Here is a 21,017-nt window from a genome sequence, read left to right on the forward strand (position 1 = left end):
GTTTTTTGTCTTTATAAAGAAGTGTGAATGACATCACAGGAAGAGATTAACACGGGGAGAGTATTCCGGCGGGAGCCCGCCGGAACTGACGTCGTTAGCCTTTCGGTTTATTACGGGTGCTGGAACGACGGTTCGTATTATTATTGTTGCCGGTATTACCACCGGTGGTGGTGTGACGCTTCACGGCGCGACGGATCTGATTCGCCTTCATGCGACGGCGATCTTTTTCTACCGCCACTTTCGAGGAGGTTTCTGCTGGCAGTTCTACCAGTTCACGCAGATAGTTGGTCTGCGCCAGATCCAGTTCGGTATAGCCACCGCGCGGTAGGCCTTTCGGCAGCGGGATATCGCCGTAGCGAACGCGAATAAGACGGCTCACCTGCACGCCTACCGCTTCCCACAGACGGCGAACTTCACGGTTACGGCCTTCGGTCAGGGTCACGTTGTACCACTGGTTGATGCCTTCACCGCCGCTGAATTTAATGGTTTTGAATGCCGCAGGACCATCTTCCAGCTGTACGCCACGGGAGAGCTGACGCACTTTCGTGTCATCCACTTCACCGAACACGCGCACCGCGTATTCACGTTCAACTTCACGGCTTGGGTGCATCAGGCGGTTTGCCAGCTCACCGTCAGTGGTGAACAGCAACAGACCGCAGGTGTTCACGTCCAGACGGCCAACGGCAATCCAGCGGGCGCCACGCAGCTTTGGCAGACGGTCGAATACGGTCGGGCGACCTTCCGGGTCGTTACGCGTACACAGTTCGCCTTCCGGCTTGTAGTACGCCAGAACGCGACAGATTTGTTCTACGGATTCTTTGACGGAGATGAGGTGCCCGTCGATACGAATTTTGAGGCCTGGGATCACTTCAACGCGATCGCCCAGCTTGGCGATTTTGCCGTCCACGCTAACGCGGCCCGCTTCAATAATCGTTTCAATTTCACGACGGGAGCCGTGGCCGGCGCGTGCCAGCACTTTTTGCAGTTTTTCGCTTTTATCGCTTTTATCGCTCATAGAGCTTCCTTCAGGTGTCGCCTTCACAGGCGTCTTAGAGACTTCATCAGCAACGCGGGGAATCAGCACCGGGTTGCATAAGGAGGCAGGCAGCGGCGTATTTTCGTGACGCAGGCTACCCACCCAAAATGGTGACCGCACATACTACACGAATTTTAGGAGAAAAGGGCAGCTTGTTCCTGCCCTTTTGTTTCACTTTATCGGCCGTCGCGGCGAAAAGAAGTCTGATGGCGCGATAAAAAGCTAAATCCCCTGCACCATTTCAAACCACTCCTCCCCGCCGTGCGTCGAGTCAGACTTTTTAAGGAACTGATAGCCAAAACGTTTATACATCTCCAGATACTGCGCTTTACACATCAGGTAGATGGCCGTTTTGCCCTGCTGGCGCATATGCTCGATAAACGCCTGCATCAGCGCGGTGGAAAGACCTTTACCCTGGTAGTCCGGGTGCAGCACCACCGACATAATCACCGCGTTCGGCGCCTGCGGGTCGTGGCCCACCAGCTCTTTGAACTCCTCATCCGACATCACCACCTCCCAGGCGCAGCCTGCATTGATAAAGCCGATAATGTCGCCATCCTGCTCCATGCACAGAAAGCCCTGCGGATAGCGGTCGATGCGAATGGCAATTTTCTCCCGCGTCGCCGCTTCGTCTGCCGGATAGGCTGCGGATTCAATTTCATAACAACGGTCGATGTCGGACGGGGTGGCCTGACGGAAAGTAGCGTGTGACACAATGCCTCCAGAGATACAGCTTTCAGTTGATGGTCGCTATTCTAGCGCCAGCGTGATATGAATACGCTGCATTCTTTTCAACGGCAAACTGAATATCATGCATCGTAATCTTCGCCTGCTGGATCTTAACCTGCTGCTGGTCTTCGACTCCCTTTACCGCCATCGTCGCGTGGCCGAAGCCGCCAGCGAGCTCGCTATGAGCCCTTCGGCATTCAGCCACGCATTAAGTCGCCTGCGTAGTTCACTCAACGATCCGTTATTCAGCCGCCAGGGTAGCCAGATGCAGCCGACGCCACGGGCGGAATCGCTGTTTCCCGCCATTGCCGGAGCATTATCGGCGCTGAACGGCGAGCTGGGTCAGGCCGATCGCTTTCAGCCTGAAACCAGCAACCAGACCTTCACCTTTGCCGCCACCGATTATACCGCCGCGGTATTTTTCCCCGAATTGATAGCCCGGCTTCAGGCCTGCGCGCCCGGTATTCGCACGCGGATTGTCTACTCCCGCGAATATGACGCGCTGGAAGAACTGCTGACTGGCAGAGTCAATTTTGCCATCGGATTTGAGGAAGAGAATGTGCAGCCTCGCCACGGCTTAGCGTCGCTGGAGCTGTTTACCGACGACTACGTGGTGGCGGTGCGCAAAGGTCATCCGTTGGCGAACGAGACGCTGACACCAGAAACCTATCTGCAGTTGGGTCACGTTGTGGTCAGCCCGTGGAACGAACACCATCGTCCCATCGACAGCTACCTTGCCTCACGCCACGTGAGTCGACGCACAGTGGTGGAACTGCCGAGCGTCATGTCGGCACCGTTTATCGTCAGCCGCACGGATCTGGCCATCACGCTACCGCGTCGCGGGGTGCACCAGCTTTTTGATACCCGCCAGCTCACCCTGCACACGCCGCCGTTCCCTATTCCCCCTTACACTCTGAAAGTGTATTACCGCCCGGCGAGCGGACAGGCGAAAGCGCAGCAGTGGATGCTGGAGCAGATAAGTCAGCTGGAATAGAAGAGATACCCGGCGAGGCGTCGCCGGGTCAGGAAGGATCAGAGGAACGGTTTAACGTCGCCGACGCCTTCACGCACCACGACCGGCGAATCTTCGGTCAGGTCGATAACGGTGGTGGGTTGCTGGCCGAGGTAGCCGCCGTGGATGATCAGATCCACCTGTTTCTCCAGACGATCTTTAATCTCTTCAGGGTCGGATTCGGTAAAATCACTGCCCGGCAGCATCAGAGAGGTCGACAGCATTGGCTCGCCTAAGGTTTCCAGCAGCGCCTGAGCAATCGGGTTTGACGGTACGCGCATCCCGATAGTTTTACGCTTTTCCTGCAGCAGGCGACGTGGCACTTCTTTGGTCCCCTGCAGGATGAAGGTGTAGTTGCCCGGCGTGTTGTTTTTGATTAAGCGAAACGCCACGTTATCGACGTAGGAGTAAGTCGACAGCTCGGACAGGTCGCGGCACATCAGCGTAAAGTTGTGGCCGTCCGGCAGATGACGGATGCGGCAGATACGCTCCATCGCGCCTTTATCTTCAATTTTGCAGCCCAGCGCGTAGCCGGAGTCGGTTGGGTAGACGATGACGCCGCCCTTACGCACAATCTCGACCGCCTGGTTAATCAGACGCGCCTGCGGGTTATCCGGATGGATATAAAAAAACTGACTCATGCTTCCCTCTCAGTTGAATTCTGCGGCTGCTCCCAGCGCTGCCAGACACCCTCGACGCCTGCGGGTAACCACAGTTTGCGGCCCAGTTCAATCCACGGGCAGGGCTGATGGAAATCCGACCCTTGTGACGCCAGTAAACCGTATTCGCGGGCATAGGTGGCAAGCTGAGCGCGCTCGTGAGGCGCTTGCTGGCACTGGGCGACTTCCATCGCGTCGCCGCCGTGTTCACTAAAGTGTGCCAGCAGTCTTTTCAGCCACTTGGCGGACAAATTATACCGCCCCGGATGGGCCAATACCGCTACCCCACCCGAATGATGAATGACATCAATAGCTTCCTTTATTGTACACCACTGTGGCGGAACGTATCCGGTTTTCCCACGTGCGAGGTACTTTTTAAAAACGTCGCCAATATTACTCGCTTTGCCCTGCTCGACGAGGAAACGCGCGAAGTGCGCCCGCGTCACCGCCCCGCCATCGGCATACTTCTGCGCGGCCTCCCAGGCACCAGGGATATGCGCTTTTTCCAGCCGCTCGGCGATCATCACCCCGCGCTGCTCGCGGCGGGCTATCTGTGCGCTTAAGAACGCTGTGAGCGCCGGATTGGCAATATCAATATTCAGGCCAACGATATGGATCTCGTGATTTTCCCACAGGGTCGAGATTTCTACGCCGCTAATCAGCGTCAGCGGCAAACCAGCGCGGGCGATTTCCGCTCGTGCAGCAGGAATGGCAGCGACAGAATCATGGTCGGTGATCGCCAGCGTGCCTACGCGGTTTTCCAGCGCACGATGCACCAGCGCTTCCGGCGTCAGTCGTCCGTCGGAGGCGACCGTGTGGCTATGCAGGTCATAAATGATGGCGTACTCGTTGTCGCTCAAAACAGCTCCCATTGGACTACCTATAAAGATTCGCGGCCTATCATAACGGCATTGCGTGAAATTCTAAAATCAGGGGTTGACTTTGCCCTCTCGAACTAGTTAACTAGTACGCAAGTTCACTTAGTAGAAGGTATCTCAACATGACGCATAAAATCATTGCTCTGCACGGCGGTTGGTGGCGTACTTCCCAGTAGGGCGGAGTCATCACGTCTGCGTTATGCATACAGATACCCGGCCCGCCAATGAGCGGGCTTTTTATTAAGTAAAAATTATTCAGAACAGGCGAGAACAACGATGCAAACACAAAAACCTATGCTCGAGCTTCTGACCAGTGACGCGATTTACCGTGAAAATCCCACCGCGCTGTTCCATCAGCTGTGCGGTGCGCGCCCGGCGACGCTGCTGCTTGAATCAGCCGACATTGATAGCAAAAACGATTTAAAGAGCCTGCTGCTGGTCGATAGCGCGCTGCGCATCACCGCGCTGGGCGATACCGTCACCATTCAGGCGCTGTCAGATAACGGCGCTTCCCTGCTGCCGCTGCTGGATGCCGCGCTACCAGCGGGCGTCGAAAACAACCGCCAGCCAACCTGCCGCGTACTGCGCTTCCCGGCGGTGAGTTCGCTTCTGGATGAAGATGCTCGCCTGTGTTCACTGTCGGTGTTCGACGCCTTCCGCCTGTTACAAGAGCTGGTGATCGTTCCGCAGAACGAACGTGAAGCGATGTTCTTCGGTGGCCTGTTTGCCTATGACCTGGTCGCTGGTTTCGAAGACCTGCCGCAACTGGAAAGCGATACCAGCTGCCCGGACTACTGCTTCTATCTGGCTGAAACGCTGCTGGTGATTGATCACCAGACCAAAAACACGCGTATTCAGGCCAGCCTGTTTACACCATCAGAATCAGAAAAAGACCGCCTGCAGCAGCGTATCGCCCAGGTTCGCCAGCAGTTGAACGAGCCGCCGTCAGCGCTGCCGGTACATGAAATTAGCACCATGCGCTGCGAAACGAACCAAAGTGACGAAGCGTACGGTGATGTGGTGCGTAAGATGCAAAAAGCGATTCGCGCCGGGGAAATCTTCCAGGTGGTACCGTCTCGCCGCTTCTCGCTGCCTTGCCCTTCTCCGCTCGCCGCCTACGACGTGCTGAAGAAGAGCAATCCAAGCCCGTATATGTTCTTTATGCAGGACAATGATTTCACCCTGTTCGGTGCCTCACCGGAAAGCTCGCTGAAGTATGACGCGACCAACCGCCAGATTGAGATCTACCCGATTGCCGGTACCCGCCCACGCGGCCGCCGCGCTGACGGCTCGCTGGATCGTGACCTCGACAGCCGCATTGAGCTGGAAATGCGTACCGACCATAAAGAGCTCTCCGAGCATCTGATGCTGGTTGACCTGGCGCGTAACGACCTGGCGCGTATCTGTACGCCCGGCAGCCGCTACGTGGCAGACCTGACCAAAGTTGACCGTTACTCCTTTGTGATGCACCTCGTCTCCCGCGTGGTTGGCGAGCTGCGTAAAGACCTCGACGTGTTGCACGCCTACCGCGCCTGCATGAACATGGGCACCCTGAGCGGCGCGCCGAAAGTGCGTGCAATGCAGCTGATTGCTGCCGCTGAAGGTAAACGCCGCGGTAGCTACGGCGGCGCGGTGGGTTACTTCACCGCCCACGGCGACCTTGATACCTGCATCGTTATCCGCTCCGCGTTCGTTGAAAACGGCATTGCGACCGTTCAGGCTGGCGCCGGGGTGGTTCTGGATTCCGTTCCGCAGTCTGAAGCCGACGAAACCCGTAATAAAGCTCGTGCGGTTCTGCGCGCCATCGCCACCGCTCATCATGCACAGGAGATTTTCTGATGGCTGACATTCTGCTGCTCGATAACATCGACTCCTTTACTTACAACCTGGCAGATCAGCTGCGCGCAAACGGCCACAACGTGGTGATTTACCGTAACCACGTTCCAGCACAGACCTTAATTGAACGTCTGGGCACCATGGATAACCCGGTACTGATGCTCTCTCCTGGCCCCGGTGCCCCGTCTGAAGCGGGCTGTATGCCTGAACTGCTGACCCGCATGCGCGGTAAGCTGCCGATTATCGGTATCTGCCTCGGTCATCAGGCAATTGTTGAAGCCTACGGCGGCTATGTTGGTCAGGCAGGCGAAATCCTGCACGGCAAAGCCTCCAGCATTGAACACGACGGCCAGGCAATGTTTGCTGGCTTAAGCAACCCGCTGCCGGTGGCGCGCTACCACTCATTGGTAGGCAGCAACATTCCGGCCGGTTTAACCATCAACGCCCATTTCAATGGCATGGTGATGGCGGTACGTCACGACGCGGATCGCGTCTGCGGCTTCCAGTTCCACCCGGAATCGATTCTGACCACGCAGGGCGCTCGTCTGCTGGAACAAACGCTGGCATGGGCGCTGCAAAAGCTGGAGCAGAGCAACACGCTGCAGCCGATTCTGGAAAAACTGTATCAGGCCGAAACCCTGTCTCAGCAGGAAAGCCATCAGCTCTTCTCCGCCGTGGTGCGCGGTGAAGTGAAACCAGAACAGCTGGCCGCCGCGCTGGTGAGCATGAAAATTCGCGGCGAAAGCCCGAATGAGATTGCCGGTGCCGCCACCGCCCTGCTGGAAAACGCCGCGCCGTTCCCACGTCCGGACTATCCGTTTGCCGATATCGTCGGCACCGGCGGCGACGGCAGCAACAGCATCAACATCTCCACCGCCAGCGCCTTTGTCGCCGCCGCGTGTGGGCTGAAGGTCGCCAAACACGGCAACCGCAGCGTCTCCAGTAAGTCTGGCTCTTCCGACCTGCTGGCCGCTTTCGGCATTAATCTCGATATGAACGCCGACAAATCGCGTCAGGCGCTGGATGAACTCGGGGTGTGCTTCCTGTTCGCACCAAAGTATCACACCGGTTTCCGTCACGCCATGCCGGTTCGTCAGCAGCTGAAAACCCGCACCCTGTTCAACGTGCTGGGGCCGCTGATTAACCCGGCGCATCCGCCGCTGGCGCTGATTGGTGTCTACAGCCCGGAACTGGTGCTGCCGATTGCAGAAACCCTGCGCGTACTGGGTTATCAGCGTGCGGCGGTGGTTCACAGCGGCGGTATGGATGAAGTGTCGTTGCACGCGCCAACGGTCGTTGCGGAGCTGAATGAGGGCGAAATTAAGAGCTATCAGCTGACCGCTGATGACTTTGGCCTCAAGCCTTATCATCAGGCCGAACTGGCCGGGGGCACGCCGGAAGAAAACCGTGACATTCTGACGCGCTTGCTACAAGGTAAAGGTGAAGCGGCCCATGAGTCCGCGGTGGCGGTCAACGTCGCCATGCTGTTGCGCCTGTACGGTCACGAAGACCTGAAAGCCAACGTACAACAAGTGCTGGATGTTCTGCACAGTGGTGCAGCCTACGACCGCGTCACCGCATTAGCGGCAAGAGGATAAGAAATGCAGACCGTATTAGCAAAAATCGTTGCCGATAAAGCGATTTGGGTAGAAGCCCGCAAACAGCAACAACCATTAGCCTCGTTCCAGAACGACGTACAGCCAAGCCAGCGCAGCTTCTATGATGCGCTGCGCGGCACCCGTACCGCCTTTATTCTGGAGTGCAAAAAAGCCTCTCCGTCGAAAGGGGTGATCCGCGATGATTTCGACCCGGCGCGCATTGCTAACGTTTATAAGCACTACGCTTCGGCAATTTCCGTACTGACCGATGAGAAGTATTTCCAGGGCAGCTTCGACTTCCTGCCTATCGTCAGCGGCATCGCGCCGCAGCCGATTCTGTGCAAAGACTTTATTATCGATGCCTACCAGATCTACCTGGCGCGTTTCTACCAGGCGGACGCCTGCCTGCTGATGCTCTCCGTGTTGGACGACGAGCAGTATCGTCAACTGGCGGCAGTCGCGCATAGCCTGAACATGGGCGTGCTGACCGAAGTCAGCAACGAAGAAGAGCTGGAGCGCGCAATTGCGCTGAAGGCGAAAGTCGTGGGGATCAACAACCGCGACCTCCGCGATCTCTCTATCGATTTGAACCGCACTCGCCAGTTGGCGCCGCGTCTGGGCCACGATGTCACGGTGATCAGTGAATCCGGCATCAATACCAACGCGCAGGTTCGTGACCTGAGCCACTACGCCAACGGCTTCCTGATTGGTTCGGCGATGATGGCCTACGATGACCTGAACGCCGCCGTCCGCCGTGTGCTGCTGGGCGAAAACAAAGTCTGCGGGCTGACCCGCCCACAAGATGCGCAAGCAGCCTATGAAGCCGGTGCTATCTACGGCGGCCTGATTTTTGTGCCAACCTCACCGCGTGCGGTAAACGATGCGCAAGCGCGTGAAGTGATAAATGGCGCCCCGCTCTCCTACGTGGGCGTGTTCCGTAATACCCCAACGGCCGAAGTCGTGGAACGCGCGACGACATTGCAGCTGAAAGCCGTTCAACTGCACGGCAGCGAAGACCAGGCTTATATCGATGCTCTGCGCGCCGAACTCCCTGCCAGCGTGCAAATCTGGAAAGCGCTGAGCGTCGCCGACACGCTGCCATCTCGTGACCTCAACCACGTCGATAAATACGTGTTCGACAACGGTCAGGGCGGTTCCGGGCAGCGTTTCGACTGGACACTGTTACAAGGTCAGGATCTGAGCAACGTGATTCTGGCCGGTGGTTTAAGCGCAGATAACTGCGTAGAAGCGGCCAAAAGCGGCTGCGTCGGGCTGGATTTCAATTCAGGCGTAGAGTCACAGCCGGGTATTAAAGATGCCAGCAAATTGGCCTCGGCATTTCAAACGCTGCGCGCATATTAAGGAGCAATAATGAGCACTTTACTGAACCCCTATTTTGGTGAATTTGGCGGGATGTACGTTCCGCAGATTCTAATGCCCGCCCTGCGCCAGCTGGAAGAGGCTTTCGTCAGCGCCCAGAAAGACCCTGCGTTTCAGGCAGAGTTTACTGACCTGCTGAAAAACTATGCCGGTCGTCCAACGGCCCTGACCAAGTGTCGTAACCTGACGGAAGGCACCAAAACCACGCTGTACCTCAAGCGTGAAGATTTGCTGCACGGTGGCGCGCACAAAACCAACCAGGTGCTGGGTCAGGCGTTGCTGGCAAAGCGTATGGGCAAAACTGAGATCATCGCCGAAACCGGCGCCGGTCAGCACGGCGTGGCTTCCGCACTCGCCTGCGCCCTGCTCGGCCTGAAGTGCCGCATCTATATGGGCGCGAAAGATATTGAACGTCAGTCGCCGAACGTCTTCCGTATGCGCCTGATGGGTGCAGAGGTTATCGCGGTACACAGCGGCTCCGCTACGCTGAAAGATGCTTGTAACGAAGCGCTGCGCGACTGGTCTGGCAGCTATGAAACCGCGCACTATATGCTCGGCACCGCCGCGGGCCCGCACCCGTTCCCAACCATCGTGCGTGAATTCCAGCGCATGATTGGCGAAGAGACCAAAGTGCAGATCCGCGAAAAAGAAGGTCGCCTGCCGGATGCCGTGATTGCCTGCGTCGGCGGCGGGTCTAACGCTATCGGTATGTTCGCCGACTTTATCGACGAAACCAGCGTCGGCCTGATTGGCGTTGAACCTGCCGGTCACGGTATCGAAACCGGCGAACACGGCGCACCGCTGAAGCACGGTCGCGTTGGCATCTACTTTGGTATGAAATCGCCGATGATGCAGACCGATGAAGGCCAGATTGAAGAGTCATACTCTATCTCTGCCGGTCTGGACTTCCCGTCCGTTGGGCCGCAGCACGCCTTCCTGAACAGCATTGGTCGCGCCGAGTACGTGTCGATTACCGATAACGAAGCGCTGGACGCCTTCAAGGAACTCAGCCGCCACGAAGGGATTATCCCGGCGCTGGAGTCTTCTCACGCCCTGGCCCACGCGCTGAAAATGATGCGTGAAAACCCAGAAAAAGAGCAGCTGCTGGTCGTTAACCTGTCCGGTCGCGGCGACAAAGACATCTTTACCGTACACGATATTCTGAAAGCGCGAGGGGAAATCTGATGGAACGCTATGACAACCTGTTTGCTCAACTGAAGGCCCGCAAGGAAGGCGCGTTTGTTCCCTTCGTCACCCTGGGCGACCCAAACCCAGAGCAGTCGCTGAAGATTATCGACACGCTGATTGCCGCGGGTGCCGACGCGCTGGAGCTGGGGATCCCGTTCTCTGACCCGCTGGCCGATGGTCCAACGATTCAGAACGCGACCCTGCGCGCCTTTGCTTCGGGCGTCACGCCGACCCAGTGCTTTGAGATGCTGGCAGCGATTCGCCACAAGCACCCGACAATTCCGATTGGCCTGCTGATGTATGCCAACCTGGTCTTCAACCGCGGTATCGATGCGTTCTACGCCGAGTGCGCTCGCGTCGGCGTCGATTCCGTGCTGGTTGCCGATGTGCCGGTAGAAGAGTCCGCGCCGTTCCGTCAGGCCGCGATGCGCCATAACGTCGCGCCGATCTTCATCTGCCCGCCCAACGCCGACGATGAACTGCTGCGCCAGATTGCCGAACACGGTCGGGGTTATACCTACCTGCTCTCACGCGCAGGCGTAACCGGTACCGAAACCCGCGCCGCGCTGCCGCTGCATCATCTGGTGGAAAAACTGGCTGAGTACAATGCGGCACCGCCGCTGCAGGGCTTTGGTATCTCCGCACCGGATCAGGTGACGGCGACCATCGACGCCGGCGCTGCCGGGGCTATCTCGGGCTCTGCGATTGTCAAAATCATTGAGCGTAACGTCGAGAACCCGCAGGCGATGCTGGATGAGCTTTCAAGCTTTGTTACCAGCATGAAAGCGGCAACTAAATCAGCGTAATGCCTCAGGCCGCCTGACGCTCGTCAGGCGGCTTATTGCTGTTGCAGGCTGTCGGCGTATTTACGCGTCAGCGTGAACAGCGCCTGCACCTCTTCCGGCGACCAGTTCGCCAGCACCCGATTCATCAGCGTTTGTCGAGCCACCGCTATCTGCGCAAAAATCGCCTGTCCCTGCTCACTTAGCGTCACTTCGCTAATCCGCCTGTCGCGCGCGTTTGGCTGCTTATGCGCTAACCCCTGCGCTTCAAGTTTCTTCACCTGACGGCTAACGGTGGTGTAATCCCGCCCGAGGTTATCCGCCAACTCCACCACCCCTATCGGCCCACGGCGGCCAATCGCCACCAGCAGCGGAAACAGCAGCTGCTCCAGCTGCACCCCTGCCGCCTGTAACAGCTGCTCATCCCGGGCGGGCTGGTTCATCACGCCGATGATATCCAGCAGCGCGCCGTGGAATTCCGTGATGTCATAATCATTATGTGCATATTGCATATATTCTCCAGGCGAGTATAGTGCCGTTATCTGATATGTGCATTTTACACATAAATACCTTTTGGAGACACACTGATGAAAGCTGCCGTGGTCTTTGACCTCGCCCAAGGCCCAGTATGGGCCGATTTTGATGAACCGCAGGTAGGAGAGCAGCAGACGCTGGTTCGCGTCCACGCCGCCGCCATTAGCCACGTAGTGAAAAGCCGCGCCTCCGGTAAACACTACAGCTTTGACGGCACGCTGCCGTTTGTTGTCGGTATCGACGGTACCGGCATGCTCCCTACCGATGAGCGGGTCTATTTTGCCTTCCCAACCGCGCCGTGGGGCAGCGTGGCGCAGTTCGCGCCTGTTGCCCGTCAGAACTGCTTTGCGCTGCCGGATGGCTTAGATGATGTCACTGCCGCCGCGATGGCCAACCCAGGAATGTCCGCCTGGGCGGCGCTGGTGAAGCGCGCGCATTTCCAGGCCGGTGAAACCGTCCTGGTAAACGGCGCGACCGGCAGCGCCGGGCAGCTCGCGGTGCAGATTGCCCGCTATCTCGGCGCCAAAAAGGTGATCGCCACCGGGCGTAATGCCAGTACCCTCGCGACGCTGGGCGCTGATGCCACCATTCTGCTCACCGGTGATGACACCACCCTCAGCGCGGAATTCGCCGTTCAGGCCAACCAGGGCATTGATGTTGTTGTCGATTATCTCTGGGGCCACAGCGCAGAACTGCTGCTGCCCGCACTGGCGAAATACAGCCGAGGCGACACACCGATTCGCTACGTACAGGTCGGGTCGCTTGCTGGAAGCGATATTGCCCTTAGCGGCGCGGTGCTGCGCTCTGCCCCGCTGCAGTTAATGGGCAGCGGGATTGGCAGCCTGCCGATGGCGCAACTGTTGCAGGCGACCGGCGAGATGCTGAATGCGGCGGCCGCAGGTGAGTTTACCATCGCGACCACGCCCGTGGCGTTGCAAAACGTTGCTACCGCCTGGCCGCTGGATGATAGCCAGAAGCGTACGGTATTCACCCTGGAATAAAAAAAAGCGCTTTCACACAAAAGATAGGGTTGATATCTTAAATGAGAAATATTATCTTTCTCATTACCGAATAGTTGAGCAAATCACTCAGGTATTCGGTACGACATTGCTCACATTGCTTCCAGTATTTTTGCCCGCATTTTATGCGGGCTTTTTTTTGTCCTCGTGCCGGCCCCGGGGTCGGCGTAAACGCCTCGCCCGGGCTACACCATTTGTAGCCCGTCCAGGCGAAGCGCCGCCGGGAGCCGTTCCCTACCAACAATTGTCTCGCCCGTATGAATGAGAAGTCGTAGTATAAAAACTCTTCGCCCCGCTGGAGTTACCCATGTCAGAGTCCCACAACATTCTCGCGTTCGCCCTCGTCTCACTCGGCATGGCGCTCACCCCCGGCCCCAATATGATCTACCTGATTTCACGCTCCATTTCTCAGGGACGCACTGCGGGGCTGGTCTCACTCGGCGGTGTAGCGCTGGGCTTTATCTTCTATATGGTCAGCGCCGCCTTCGGCTTAACCGCGTTGATGATGGCGGTGCCCTATGCCTATGATGCGCTGCGCATTGCCGGTGTGGCCTATCTACTGTGGATGGCGTGGCAGTCGGTGCGCCCCGGCGGACGTTCGCCGTTTCAGCTTAAAGAGCTGCCCCAGCACAGCCCGCGCAAACTGTTCCTGATGGGCTTTCTGACCAATCTGTTGAACCCCAAAATTGCCATCGTCTACCTTTCGTTGCTGCCGCAGTTTATCAACCCCGCCAGCGGCAGCGTGCTGACACAATCATTGATGCTGGGCATGACGCAGATTGTGATTAGCGTGTCGATCAACGCGCTGGTGGCACTTTCCGCCGGGACCATTGCGCTGTTTCTGGTGCGTCGCCCCTCATTTGGCACCATCCAGCGCTGGCTGATGGGCGGCGTATTGACGGGGTTGGCCATTAAGATTGCCACTGAATCACGTCGCTAGCGGTCTGGGCTATTCAACAACCACCCTGACCTTCGGTTTTGACAGCAGAATTTTGACCAGCTCAGGCAGGGATACCGGTTTGAAAAAATAGTACCCCTGCAGGTAGGTAATGTTATTTCGGCTGAGGTAATCGACCTGCGCCTGGGTCTCGACCCCTTCAGCAACGATGCTGATTGAGAGTTTACGCGCCAGTTCAAGCACGGAATCCAGAATCAGCGTCGAGTCCTCATAGGCGTTTACCCGGCCGACAAAACTCTGATCGATTTTGATGTAGTCAATATGTAGGTCGTGCAGATAAGAGAGTCCGGAGTAACCGGTACCGAAATCATCCAGTGCAATGGCGAAGCCATTTTCATGCAACACGTTCAGCGTCTGAATCAGATGCTCATCGACATGCAGCGGTTCCCACTCCGTGACTTCAATCACCAGATTCAGATCCTGGCGAGCAAAATGCTGCTTGTACGCCAGACACTCGGTCACAAAACCCGGTGCCACAATATGCGATGCGCTGAAATTAATTCCGATGTGAAAACCTTCCGGTAGCTTGCTCTCAATGGCATTCATATGCGCCACCACCTGCGCCATCAGGCTGCGGGTTAGCGGCACAATTAAGCCCGATTTTTCAGCTGCGGGAATAAAGACCGCGGGAGAGATAAAGCCCGCTTTGGGGTGTTTCCAGCGGGCCAGTACTTCCACGCCGCGCAGCGTCCCTTCTCGACCGTTTACGATGGGCTGGTAGTAAGGCACGATTTCCCCTTTGGCAATCGCTTTGCGCAGCGTCTCTTCCGGTGTCGTGCTTTTATTAAGGTATTGATACAGCGCATAGGCGGCAACGCCGGAGAGCAGCAGCAGGAAAATCAGAATCCCGCCGCCTTGATGAACCAGCCGTTCGACGCTGAACAGCGCGGGAAGATTGTACTGAATAGCAAAGGGATAATGTTCCACACTCACCATGCCATGACCGGGCAGGTTTGCTGGATGAGGCTGAATATCACCAGATAGGCCCATCACCTGGTTATCCACCACCAGTGAATAATTTGCATCACGAAGCGGGGTATTGAGAACGTCGCGAATATGGCGGTCGCTCACGGTGATAATGATACGTTTTCCGGCAAAACGGCGCTGGAATAAGAGCACCGGACGATCGTCAACCGTGTTCACCCTCGATAATAACAGCAGCGATTTCTCTGGGATCTGCGCCACATGCAGTATCAGTATGTGATTACCCGGCAACGAGGAGCACCACACCCTGCCATCCTTAAAGATAAGGAGGGTGCGTAAATGCGGCTGTAGTGCTGCTTCAGTGCCCAACTGATACTGTCCCTGAGCATCACATCCTTTTTCGATGACCTCCTCCGCTCCCCGACTGGCTTCCTGCGCTTCACCCAGCATGGTGGCTATATTTCTCGCCGCGTAGTGTGCCCCCGCCAGACGTTCAGAACGCAGCGAATACCAGAGCTGGGCATTGAGAATAAAAATACCGGAGATCAGCAGAAGCGCCGCGGCGATGACGAGGATAAGGACATTGCGCATTAACGCTACCTGGCTAAAAGTGAGTACGGCGACGCATAAATTTTACACTTTGAGCATGGTTGAAAATACCCAGAAATGCCATTCGCGCCATCACGAGAATGAAAAACGTCGCTATTTCCCTTAAAACTCATCGCTTTCCACGCTAATGATTAATTTTACAACTATTTTTCTATCGACGTTCGGTCGATTTACGTATTCCTGGTACTCATCTATTTTTGATATTAATCAAATGTCGATCATTTTTCTGATGCCCATAAAGCGATATGCCTTCGCTTTTTTTTAAAAAACTGTTGCGAGAAAATTGACCATTTTTGTACTAGTAGCATGGATGCAATGCTGATTGTTTTGTATTAAATAATGAATAACGTCGCCATGCAGATATATAAATCATACAAAATTAGGGGAGCATTTCCCTACTCCTTAACATAACGTAATGCGTTGCCCAGACTGCGTTTTCTTCTGTCCAATGACCTGACAAGGTCTACCGCACATTTTTCCCACGTTCAATGCTGCTTCAAAATGTAACATCAGGCATCAAAAAATAACGGAAACGTCCTTGCACACGGTCTACCCTTTCATTCGGAATAAATAGCGGATATTCCCCTTCATACTTAACGTTTTTAATACAATATCTACGACATTATTCGTACGTTGACATGTCATTTGAGCACCTTCATATTTCATGCAGAAAAATAATGTCCTGGGTGACGTAGAGAATCGTATGAAACACGCCAGAACCTATCCTGCTCAGCGTCGACGCCGTGGCGAAAGTCTGAATGCAGGGCTGACAATGCTGAGTGCGCGTGTCGCAGACGAGCTTTGTGAATACGTTCGTGAAGTGGCAAGCCAAACGCGAAAAAGTAAACAGCAGATCATTACCGAAGCGCTCGTGCTTTATCGGGAAAGTAATCCAGAGATAACCGAGTAAATAGGCTCGTTTATTTATATCGACTGACGGCAGGTCAATGTAAGTACTTTTAAGTGGAAATTAAAAAGAACGCTGATGTTTTTACGGGTTACCCGTGCGCGAAATATGTCGTTTATTAGCGACATAATTAAACCACGGCGGTTAAACGGTACTGTTCACGATATTTTATTTTCGCCACAACTGACTAAAGCACAGTAGCGTGTTTGATGTAGAGGATTTTCAAAATGGTATTACTACGCGCTTGCTGTTCGCTAGGTTGGATTATGAGCATTACGTTCGCGCTGACGATGGCGGTGATTACCGTATCGCTAACGACGTTGAACCTAACCCTGGCGCTCTCTCAGGGACTGGTGGCTGTGCCGGTGAAGGCGCTAGTTCACGCCTTAATCGTCGCCTTAGTGGCCCTGCTGCACTATGTGCCTCAAACGTATTTAAGCTGTTCATCATTCACTTTTAGTCTGTAGTAGACGACCCCCCTGGTGATGGGGGGGATTTTTTGTGAGGTCATACGATGTGCGTCAATCTGTACGATAATGCTCGCCGCTATCGCGATGAGAAAAAGTAGTCATCAATAGAATACGCTTGTCGCTGTTATTTGACGACGGACTGATTGGTACGATCCCCTTCAGTTTTTAGTGTAATAAGAGCAGCAATAGTTATAACGAAACACACAACACAGGCTCCATCCTTAATGAAAAAAATCATGCTTTCCGCGCTGGCCTTCGCCGTCGTTGCCTCCGCACCGGCCCATGCTATTAATGCCAAATACCGCGAGCAGCTCATCCGTTCCGGCTGTACACAGATGACGGAAGGCGTCACCTGCGACATCAACAAAACCAAGGCGCAAAACGCCGCGAATGCAGGCAAACCGCTTGCCAAAACGGCGCCTAAGCCAGCAACTGCTGCGAATAAAAAGTATGGTCAGATCGTAGGCGAGGCAGAAACTATTCTGGGTATGAAAAGCATTGCCGCTGAAGAGTTTCTAGTGGAAAAAGGCTGGCGCCAGCAGTCTAACGGCGACTGGGGAAAAGCTGGACACCTGCTGCGGATTGTGGAAGAAAAAGGCGTCGTGCTCAACGCTCAGCTCGTTAAATAATAATAAGGCTCCTACGGGAGCCTTATTATTACCCTCAGTAGCACATCACTGATTACGCTACTTTGGTCACGCGTAAAAAACGCTGCGGTAATTCCCCTTCCACCACCAGCAGCACCGATTTCAACTCGATCCTCATACTTTGCTTAATGGCGGCCGCCTTTAAACTGGTCGACTCCCGCTGAAAACCACCATCGTTATAGGGCACTATCAGAATACTGTCCCCTGGTGCTTTCAACTGCCGAAGTGCTTCCGTTCGCGTGTTGTAATTGAGGTATTTGTTTGCCATTCCTGTTCTCTTTTTCGCACCCACCGTTAAAGCTGACTTCATTGATAAAATAGTGCGTTATCAACAGTAAGGGCTTTTATTTCCGGTGACTAAGAAAAAGGAATGTATACTTTAAATGCGGAACATTCCTGGCAAGAGAATACGCTGACCATAAGATGACCAGCGTTGTCAGGACAGTTAGAACCGATAACCCGCCGAGAACATAAATACCCACGGGTCAAGACGCGTACTCACGCTCTGATTGGCCCCACCCGCCTTGAATTTGACGTTAGTATCAATATCCATATACCAGACCGACATGTTCAGCAGCCAGTCGCGGTTAATTAGATAATCCAGACCAACCTGGCCTGCCGCGCCCCAGGAGTCATCGAGGCTCAGGTCAGAAAGCCCGGCTTTTTTACCGGTATCGTTAAAGTCGTTATCAAAGAAGGTGGTGTAGTTGATACCCGCGCCAATATACGGGCGTACTTTGCTCTGCGCGTCGCCAAAGTACCACTGCGCCATCAGGGTTGGCGGCAGTTGGTGCACGGTAGCGATATTTCCCGTCGGCCCGGTGCCCACCTTATGGCGGAACGGCGTAGCTGCCAGCAGCTCAATACCGATGTTGTCCGTGGCCATGTAGGTAAAGGTCAAGCCAAGCTGCGTATTGTTGCTAACGTTAAAGCTGCCAAGGCTGCCCAAAACGTTATCAGACCCTTCCGTTGGTCTGACGGTCGCCGAACCTGCACGGATGAAAAACTCACCCGCTTCGTGCGCCCAGACGCCGCCGGAAAAGGTACTCAACATTAATGCAACCACTGCTAACTTTTTCATATCCACTTCCTCATTATGGTTTTTCAAGCGCGGCAAATATACCCATAACGAGTTACCTTTGATCCTACTCAGATCACACTAAATCATTAGATTTAACATTTATTGATCCAGATTAATTTTTACCATTTTCTGCCAACGTGTCATTTGCGCTTATATCAATTCTATGATTTTGCCAGGAAAATCGGCCATGACATTGTTTTTATCGCCACCGTTGAATGATAAGAATGGTGGAACAATGTGCGGTGAAAATCAGCGCACGTTCACCGCGCCTCGCCGCCGTGAGTTTCTCTTTACAAAGATATACTTAGCCCAGCTCGCGCAGGACGTGCTACGGCTGCACGATTTGCGGTACAATTGCCGGCTAATCAACACCTGCCATACTCAAGGAGAGTGCATGTCTATCACGGCGCAGTCTGTATACCGTGACACGGGTAATTTTTTCCGTAATCAGTTCGTCACCATCTTACTGATTGCTTTGCTCTGTTCATTTATCACCGTAGTGCTCGGCCATGCCTTCTCACCTAGCGACGATCAGCTCGCAACGTTGACCGTTGGGGATAACCTGGCGGGTAGCACCGGCCTGTTCGATCTGGTACAGAACATGACGCCGGAGCAGCAACAAGTTCTGCTGCGCTCCTCTGCGGCTTCAACCTTTTCGGGGCTCATCGGTAACGCGGTGCTTGCGGGCGGGATTCTGCTGCTTATCCAGCTGATCTCCGCCGGGCACCGCGTCAGCGCCCTGCGTGCTATTGGCGCAAGCGCACCGGTGCTGCCGAAGCTGTTTGTGCTTATCTTCCTCAGCACCTTCTTGATCCAAATGGGCATGATGCTGATTATCGTGCCCGGTATTCTGCTGGCTATCGTGCTAGCCTTCGCGCCGATCATCATGGTGCAGGATAAGCTCGGTGTGTTCTCTGCCGTTCGCGTCAGTACGCGTCTGGGCTGGGCAAATATCCGCCTTATCGCACCGGCGGTTATCGGTTGGATGCTGGCAAAAACGTTGCTGCTGCTGATGGCTTCCAGCTTTGCCGTGCTGACGCCTTACCTCGGCGCGGTGGTGGTAAATACCCTTAGCAACCTTGTTTCCGCACTGTTGCTGATCTATTTATTCCGCGTGTATATGCTTATTCGTCAATAACTGATGCTGCCCATCGGTGGGCAGCGCTGAACTACGGAATCGAAGTATGAAGCAGTTTCTGGATTTCTTACCGCTGGTTGTCTTCTTCGCCTTTTACAAGATTTATGACATCTATGCGGCCACCAGCGCCCTGATCGTGGCCACCGCCGTGGTGCTGATCTACAGCTGGGTACGCTATCGCAAAGTTGAAAAAATGGCGCTGATTACCTTTATTCTGGTGGCGGTGTTTGGTGGTCTGACTATCTTCTTCCATAACGATGAGTTTATTAAATGGAAGGTGACGGTAATTTATGCCCTCTTCGCTGGCGCGCTGCTGGTGAGCCAATGGGTGATGAAAAAGCCGCTGATCCAGCGCATGTTGGGCAAAGAGCTTACCCTGCCGGAAACCGTGTGGTCACGGCTGAATCTGGCCTGGGCGGTGTTCTTTATCCTCTGCGGTCTGGCCAATATCTATATCGCTTTCTGGTTACCCCAGGAAATTTGGGTAAACTTTAAGGTGTTTGGCTTAACGGCCCTGACGCTGGTGTTCACCGTGCTTAGCGGCGTTTATATCTATCGTCATATGCCGCAAGACGACCATAAGTAAGTACAGAGAAGAACCATGACACAACAAAATGACGCGCCTCAGGGTGAGCTGGTATTACGCACGTTAGCCATGCCTGCGGATACCAATGCCAACGGTGATATTTTCGGCGGTTGGTTAATGTCGCAAATGGATATTGGCGGCGCCATTATGGCGAAGGAAGTGGCTCACGGTCGCGTAGTGACCGTCCGGGTCGATGGCATGACTTTCCTGCGTCCCGTTGCGGTAGGTGATGTGGTGTGCTGCTATGCACGCTGCGTAAAACGTGGCAACACGTCTGTCACTATCAATATTGAAGTGTGGGTGAAAAAGGTGTCGTCGGAGCCCATTGGTCAGCGCTACAAGGCCACCGAGGCGCTGTTTATCTACGTCGCGGTTGACCCCCAGGGTAAACCGCGCGCGATTCCAGCGGCATAAAGCAACAAGCCCGGCAATTGCCGGGCTTGTTGCTTGTAGGCCAGATGGTGGTGCACATTAAAGAAAACCGAGCACCTTCAAAACAAAGTAACCAATCACAATAATGATAATCGGCAAGATATAGAGCGGGAAAAACTGCACCAGAATCGTGTGACGCGGCACTTCGACTCTCGCTTCCAGCGCTTCACGACTGAGCCCTTCCGCCCCTTTCGCCTTCTCCAGAATCAGCTGATCGTTCACCCCTTCACGTAAAAACTTCGCCTGACGCGACATCCGCGCACCAGAGTCCTGCAGCGCCAACGCGACAAAAATCAGCGCATAGATGACCCAGAACATGATGTTCAGCCCGTTATGAAAATCCGGCTGCGGCGAGTTGTACCAGAAGATATTTAAGAATGGCGTATTGAAACGCATCATTTCGACCATCACGTGCACGAAATCCATCATGACGGCATCGATTCCCGGCTGTTTCGCGCTGTGCTCGTACATAAATTTAAGTACGGAAATCAGCGTTGAGATCACCGCGGGTATAAAGATAACCCACCCGGCAATCCGCTTCAGGATGGCAATGCGTCCAGCTTGTTGATACGTCATGGGTTCCCCTTGTTAAGACGCCTGTTCTCGGGCTAAGT

22 protein-coding genes, 1 pseudogene and 1 other annotated feature are annotated in these 21,017 nt (G+C 54.8%); of the genes and pseudogenes, 14 read left to right on the plus strand and 9 right to left on the minus strand.

From position 1 onward, the window contains the following. Nucleotides 1-94: 94 nt before the first annotated feature. Nucleotides 95-1,015: a 23S rRNA pseudouridine(2605) synthase RluB gene (gene rluB, locus V6944_RS06970; RefSeq protein WP_333498407.1), complete on the minus strand. Its 921-nt coding sequence runs from the start codon at nt 1,013-1,015 to the stop codon at nt 95-97. A gap of 243 nt (nt 1,016-1,258) precedes the next feature. Continuing rightward, complete coding sequence (locus tag V6944_RS06975) at nt 1,259-1,750, minus strand: GNAT family N-acetyltransferase (protein ID WP_333498408.1); 492 nt, start codon at nt 1,748-1,750, stop codon at nt 1,259-1,261. A gap of 97 nt (nt 1,751-1,847) precedes the next feature. Between V6944_RS06975 and V6944_RS06980 the strand changes: the two genes are divergently transcribed. Continuing rightward, entirely contained in the window at nt 1,848-2,759 is a 912-nt protein-coding gene (locus V6944_RS06980) for a LysR family transcriptional regulator (RefSeq protein ID WP_333498409.1), read from the plus strand. Nucleotides 2,760-2,797: 38 nt separating this feature from the next. Here the strand turns inward: V6944_RS06980 and V6944_RS06985 are convergent, their stop codons facing one another. Together V6944_RS06985 and rnm are read right to left on the minus strand one after the other, a co-directional pair. Continuing rightward, nucleotides 2,798-3,418, minus strand: coding sequence for an L-threonylcarbamoyladenylate synthase (locus tag V6944_RS06985; protein WP_333498410.1), 621 nt, complete (start codon nt 3,416-3,418; stop codon nt 2,798-2,800). Further along, nucleotides 3,415-4,296: an RNase RNM gene (rnm, locus tag V6944_RS06990; RefSeq protein ID WP_333496369.1), complete on the minus strand. Its 882-nt coding sequence runs from the start codon at nt 4,294-4,296 to the stop codon at nt 3,415-3,417. The genes V6944_RS06985 and rnm overlap by 4 nt, the downstream gene beginning before the upstream one ends. A gap of 167 nt (nt 4,297-4,463) precedes the next feature. Next, nucleotides 4,464-4,556 (plus strand) — a sequence feature (Trp leader region). Between the two features lie 34 nt (nt 4,557-4,590). Between rnm and V6944_RS06995 the strand changes: the two genes are divergently transcribed. The 5 genes from V6944_RS06995 to trpA are packed head-to-tail and all read left to right on the plus strand — an operon-like array spanning nt 4,591 to nt 11,122. Beyond that, the gene (locus V6944_RS06995; protein WP_185666020.1) at nt 4,591-6,153 is read left to right on the plus strand and encodes an anthranilate synthase component 1; all 1,563 of its coding nucleotides are present in this window, start codon (nt 4,591-4,593) and stop codon (nt 6,151-6,153) included. After that, nucleotides 6,153-7,748, plus strand: coding sequence for a bifunctional anthranilate synthase glutamate amidotransferase component TrpG/anthranilate phosphoribosyltransferase TrpD (trpD, locus tag V6944_RS07000; RefSeq protein WP_333498411.1), 1,596 nt, complete (start codon nt 6,153-6,155; stop codon nt 7,746-7,748). The genes V6944_RS06995 and trpD overlap by 1 nt, the downstream gene beginning before the upstream one ends. 3 nt (nt 7,749-7,751) lie before the next feature. After that, nucleotides 7,752-9,110 (plus strand): bifunctional indole-3-glycerol-phosphate synthase TrpC/phosphoribosylanthranilate isomerase TrpF, encoded by a 1,359-nt coding sequence (gene trpCF, locus V6944_RS07005; RefSeq protein ID WP_333498412.1) that lies wholly within the window; start codon nt 7,752-7,754, stop codon nt 9,108-9,110. Between the two features lie 9 nt (nt 9,111-9,119). Further along, nucleotides 9,120-10,313 carry a tryptophan synthase subunit beta gene (trpB, locus tag V6944_RS07010; protein WP_312658163.1) on the plus strand — a complete coding sequence of 398 codons (1,194 nt, stop codon included), beginning with the start codon at nt 9,120-9,122 and terminating at the stop codon, nt 10,311-10,313. Then, complete coding sequence (gene trpA / locus V6944_RS07015) at nt 10,313-11,122, plus strand: tryptophan synthase subunit alpha (protein ID WP_333011811.1); 810 nt, start codon at nt 10,313-10,315, stop codon at nt 11,120-11,122. Before trpB ends, trpA begins: the two co-directional genes overlap by 1 nt. Nucleotides 11,123-11,154: 32 nt before the next feature. Here the strand turns inward: trpA and V6944_RS07020 are convergent, their stop codons facing one another. Then, entirely contained in the window at nt 11,155-11,610 is a 456-nt protein-coding gene (locus V6944_RS07020) for a MarR family winged helix-turn-helix transcriptional regulator (RefSeq protein WP_333498413.1), read from the minus strand. Nucleotides 11,611-11,685: 75 nt separating this feature from the next. Here V6944_RS07020 and V6944_RS07025 point away from each other — a divergent pair, with 75 nt between their 5' ends. Both V6944_RS07025 and V6944_RS07030 read left to right on the plus strand, forming a co-directional pair. Further along, entirely contained in the window at nt 11,686-12,633 is a 948-nt protein-coding gene (locus V6944_RS07025) for a quinone oxidoreductase family protein (protein WP_333498414.1), read from the plus strand. A gap of 325 nt (nt 12,634-12,958) precedes the next feature. Further along, complete coding sequence (locus V6944_RS07030; protein WP_333496364.1) at nt 12,959-13,591, plus strand: LysE family translocator; 633 nt, start codon at nt 12,959-12,961, stop codon at nt 13,589-13,591. A 9-nt stretch (nt 13,592-13,600) separates the two neighbouring features. On the opposite strand, the gene V6944_RS07035 is transcribed toward V6944_RS07030, so the two are convergent. Continuing rightward, complete coding sequence (locus V6944_RS07035; RefSeq protein ID WP_333498415.1) at nt 13,601-15,124, minus strand: EAL domain-containing protein; 1,524 nt, start codon at nt 15,122-15,124, stop codon at nt 13,601-13,603. Nucleotides 15,125-15,845: 721 nt separating this feature from the next. Between V6944_RS07035 and V6944_RS07040 the strand changes: the two genes are divergently transcribed. The 3 genes and pseudogenes from V6944_RS07040 to V6944_RS07050 form a co-directional block, all read left to right on the plus strand. Beyond that, the gene (locus V6944_RS07040; RefSeq protein ID WP_333498416.1) at nt 15,846-16,052 is read left to right on the plus strand and encodes a hypothetical protein; all 207 of its coding nucleotides are present in this window, start codon (nt 15,846-15,848) and stop codon (nt 16,050-16,052) included. A 263-nt stretch (nt 16,053-16,315) separates the two neighbouring features. Continuing rightward, entirely contained in the window at nt 16,316-16,516 is a 201-nt protein-coding gene (locus V6944_RS07045) for a hypothetical protein (RefSeq protein ID WP_333498417.1), read from the plus strand. Between the two features lie 227 nt (nt 16,517-16,743). Continuing rightward, nucleotides 16,744-16,915: pseudogene (locus V6944_RS07050) on the plus strand (hypothetical protein); the annotation flags it as partial. Nucleotides 16,916-17,200: 285 nt separating this feature from the next. Here the strand turns inward: V6944_RS07050 and V6944_RS07055 are convergent. After that, nucleotides 17,201-17,434, minus strand: a complete 234-nt coding sequence (locus V6944_RS07055; RefSeq protein ID WP_333498418.1) for a hypothetical protein — start codon at nt 17,432-17,434, stop codon at nt 17,201-17,203. A gap of 177 nt (nt 17,435-17,611) precedes the next feature. Next, complete coding sequence (ompW, locus tag V6944_RS07060) at nt 17,612-18,247, minus strand: outer membrane protein OmpW (protein ID WP_333498419.1); 636 nt, start codon at nt 18,245-18,247, stop codon at nt 17,612-17,614. 394 nt (nt 18,248-18,641) lie between these two features. On the opposite strand from ompW, the gene V6944_RS07065 reads away from it, so the two are divergent. From V6944_RS07065 to yciA, 3 genes are read left to right on the plus strand one after another with little or no spacing between them, the layout of a single operon-like run. After that, the gene (locus V6944_RS07065) at nt 18,642-19,385 is read left to right on the plus strand and encodes a YciC family protein (RefSeq protein WP_333498420.1); all 744 of its coding nucleotides are present in this window, start codon (nt 18,642-18,644) and stop codon (nt 19,383-19,385) included. A gap of 46 nt (nt 19,386-19,431) precedes the next feature. Then, entirely contained in the window at nt 19,432-19,971 is a 540-nt protein-coding gene (locus V6944_RS07070; protein WP_185666008.1) for a septation protein A, read from the plus strand. A 15-nt stretch (nt 19,972-19,986) separates the two neighbouring features. Next, entirely contained in the window at nt 19,987-20,385 is a 399-nt protein-coding gene (yciA, locus tag V6944_RS07075) for an acyl-CoA thioester hydrolase YciA (protein WP_333496359.1), read from the plus strand. A gap of 57 nt (nt 20,386-20,442) precedes the next feature. Here the strand turns inward: yciA and V6944_RS07080 are convergent, their stop codons facing one another. Further along, nucleotides 20,443-20,979 carry a YniB family protein gene (locus V6944_RS07080; RefSeq protein WP_185666006.1) on the minus strand — a complete coding sequence of 179 codons (537 nt, stop codon included), beginning with the start codon at nt 20,977-20,979 and terminating at the stop codon, nt 20,443-20,445. Between the last annotated feature and the right edge of the window lie 38 nt (nt 20,980-21,017).

It is taken from the genome of Kluyvera sp. CHPC 1.2972 (genome assembly GCF_036759925.1).
Taxonomy (GTDB): Bacteria; Pseudomonadota; Gammaproteobacteria; order Enterobacterales; family Enterobacteriaceae; genus Kluyvera.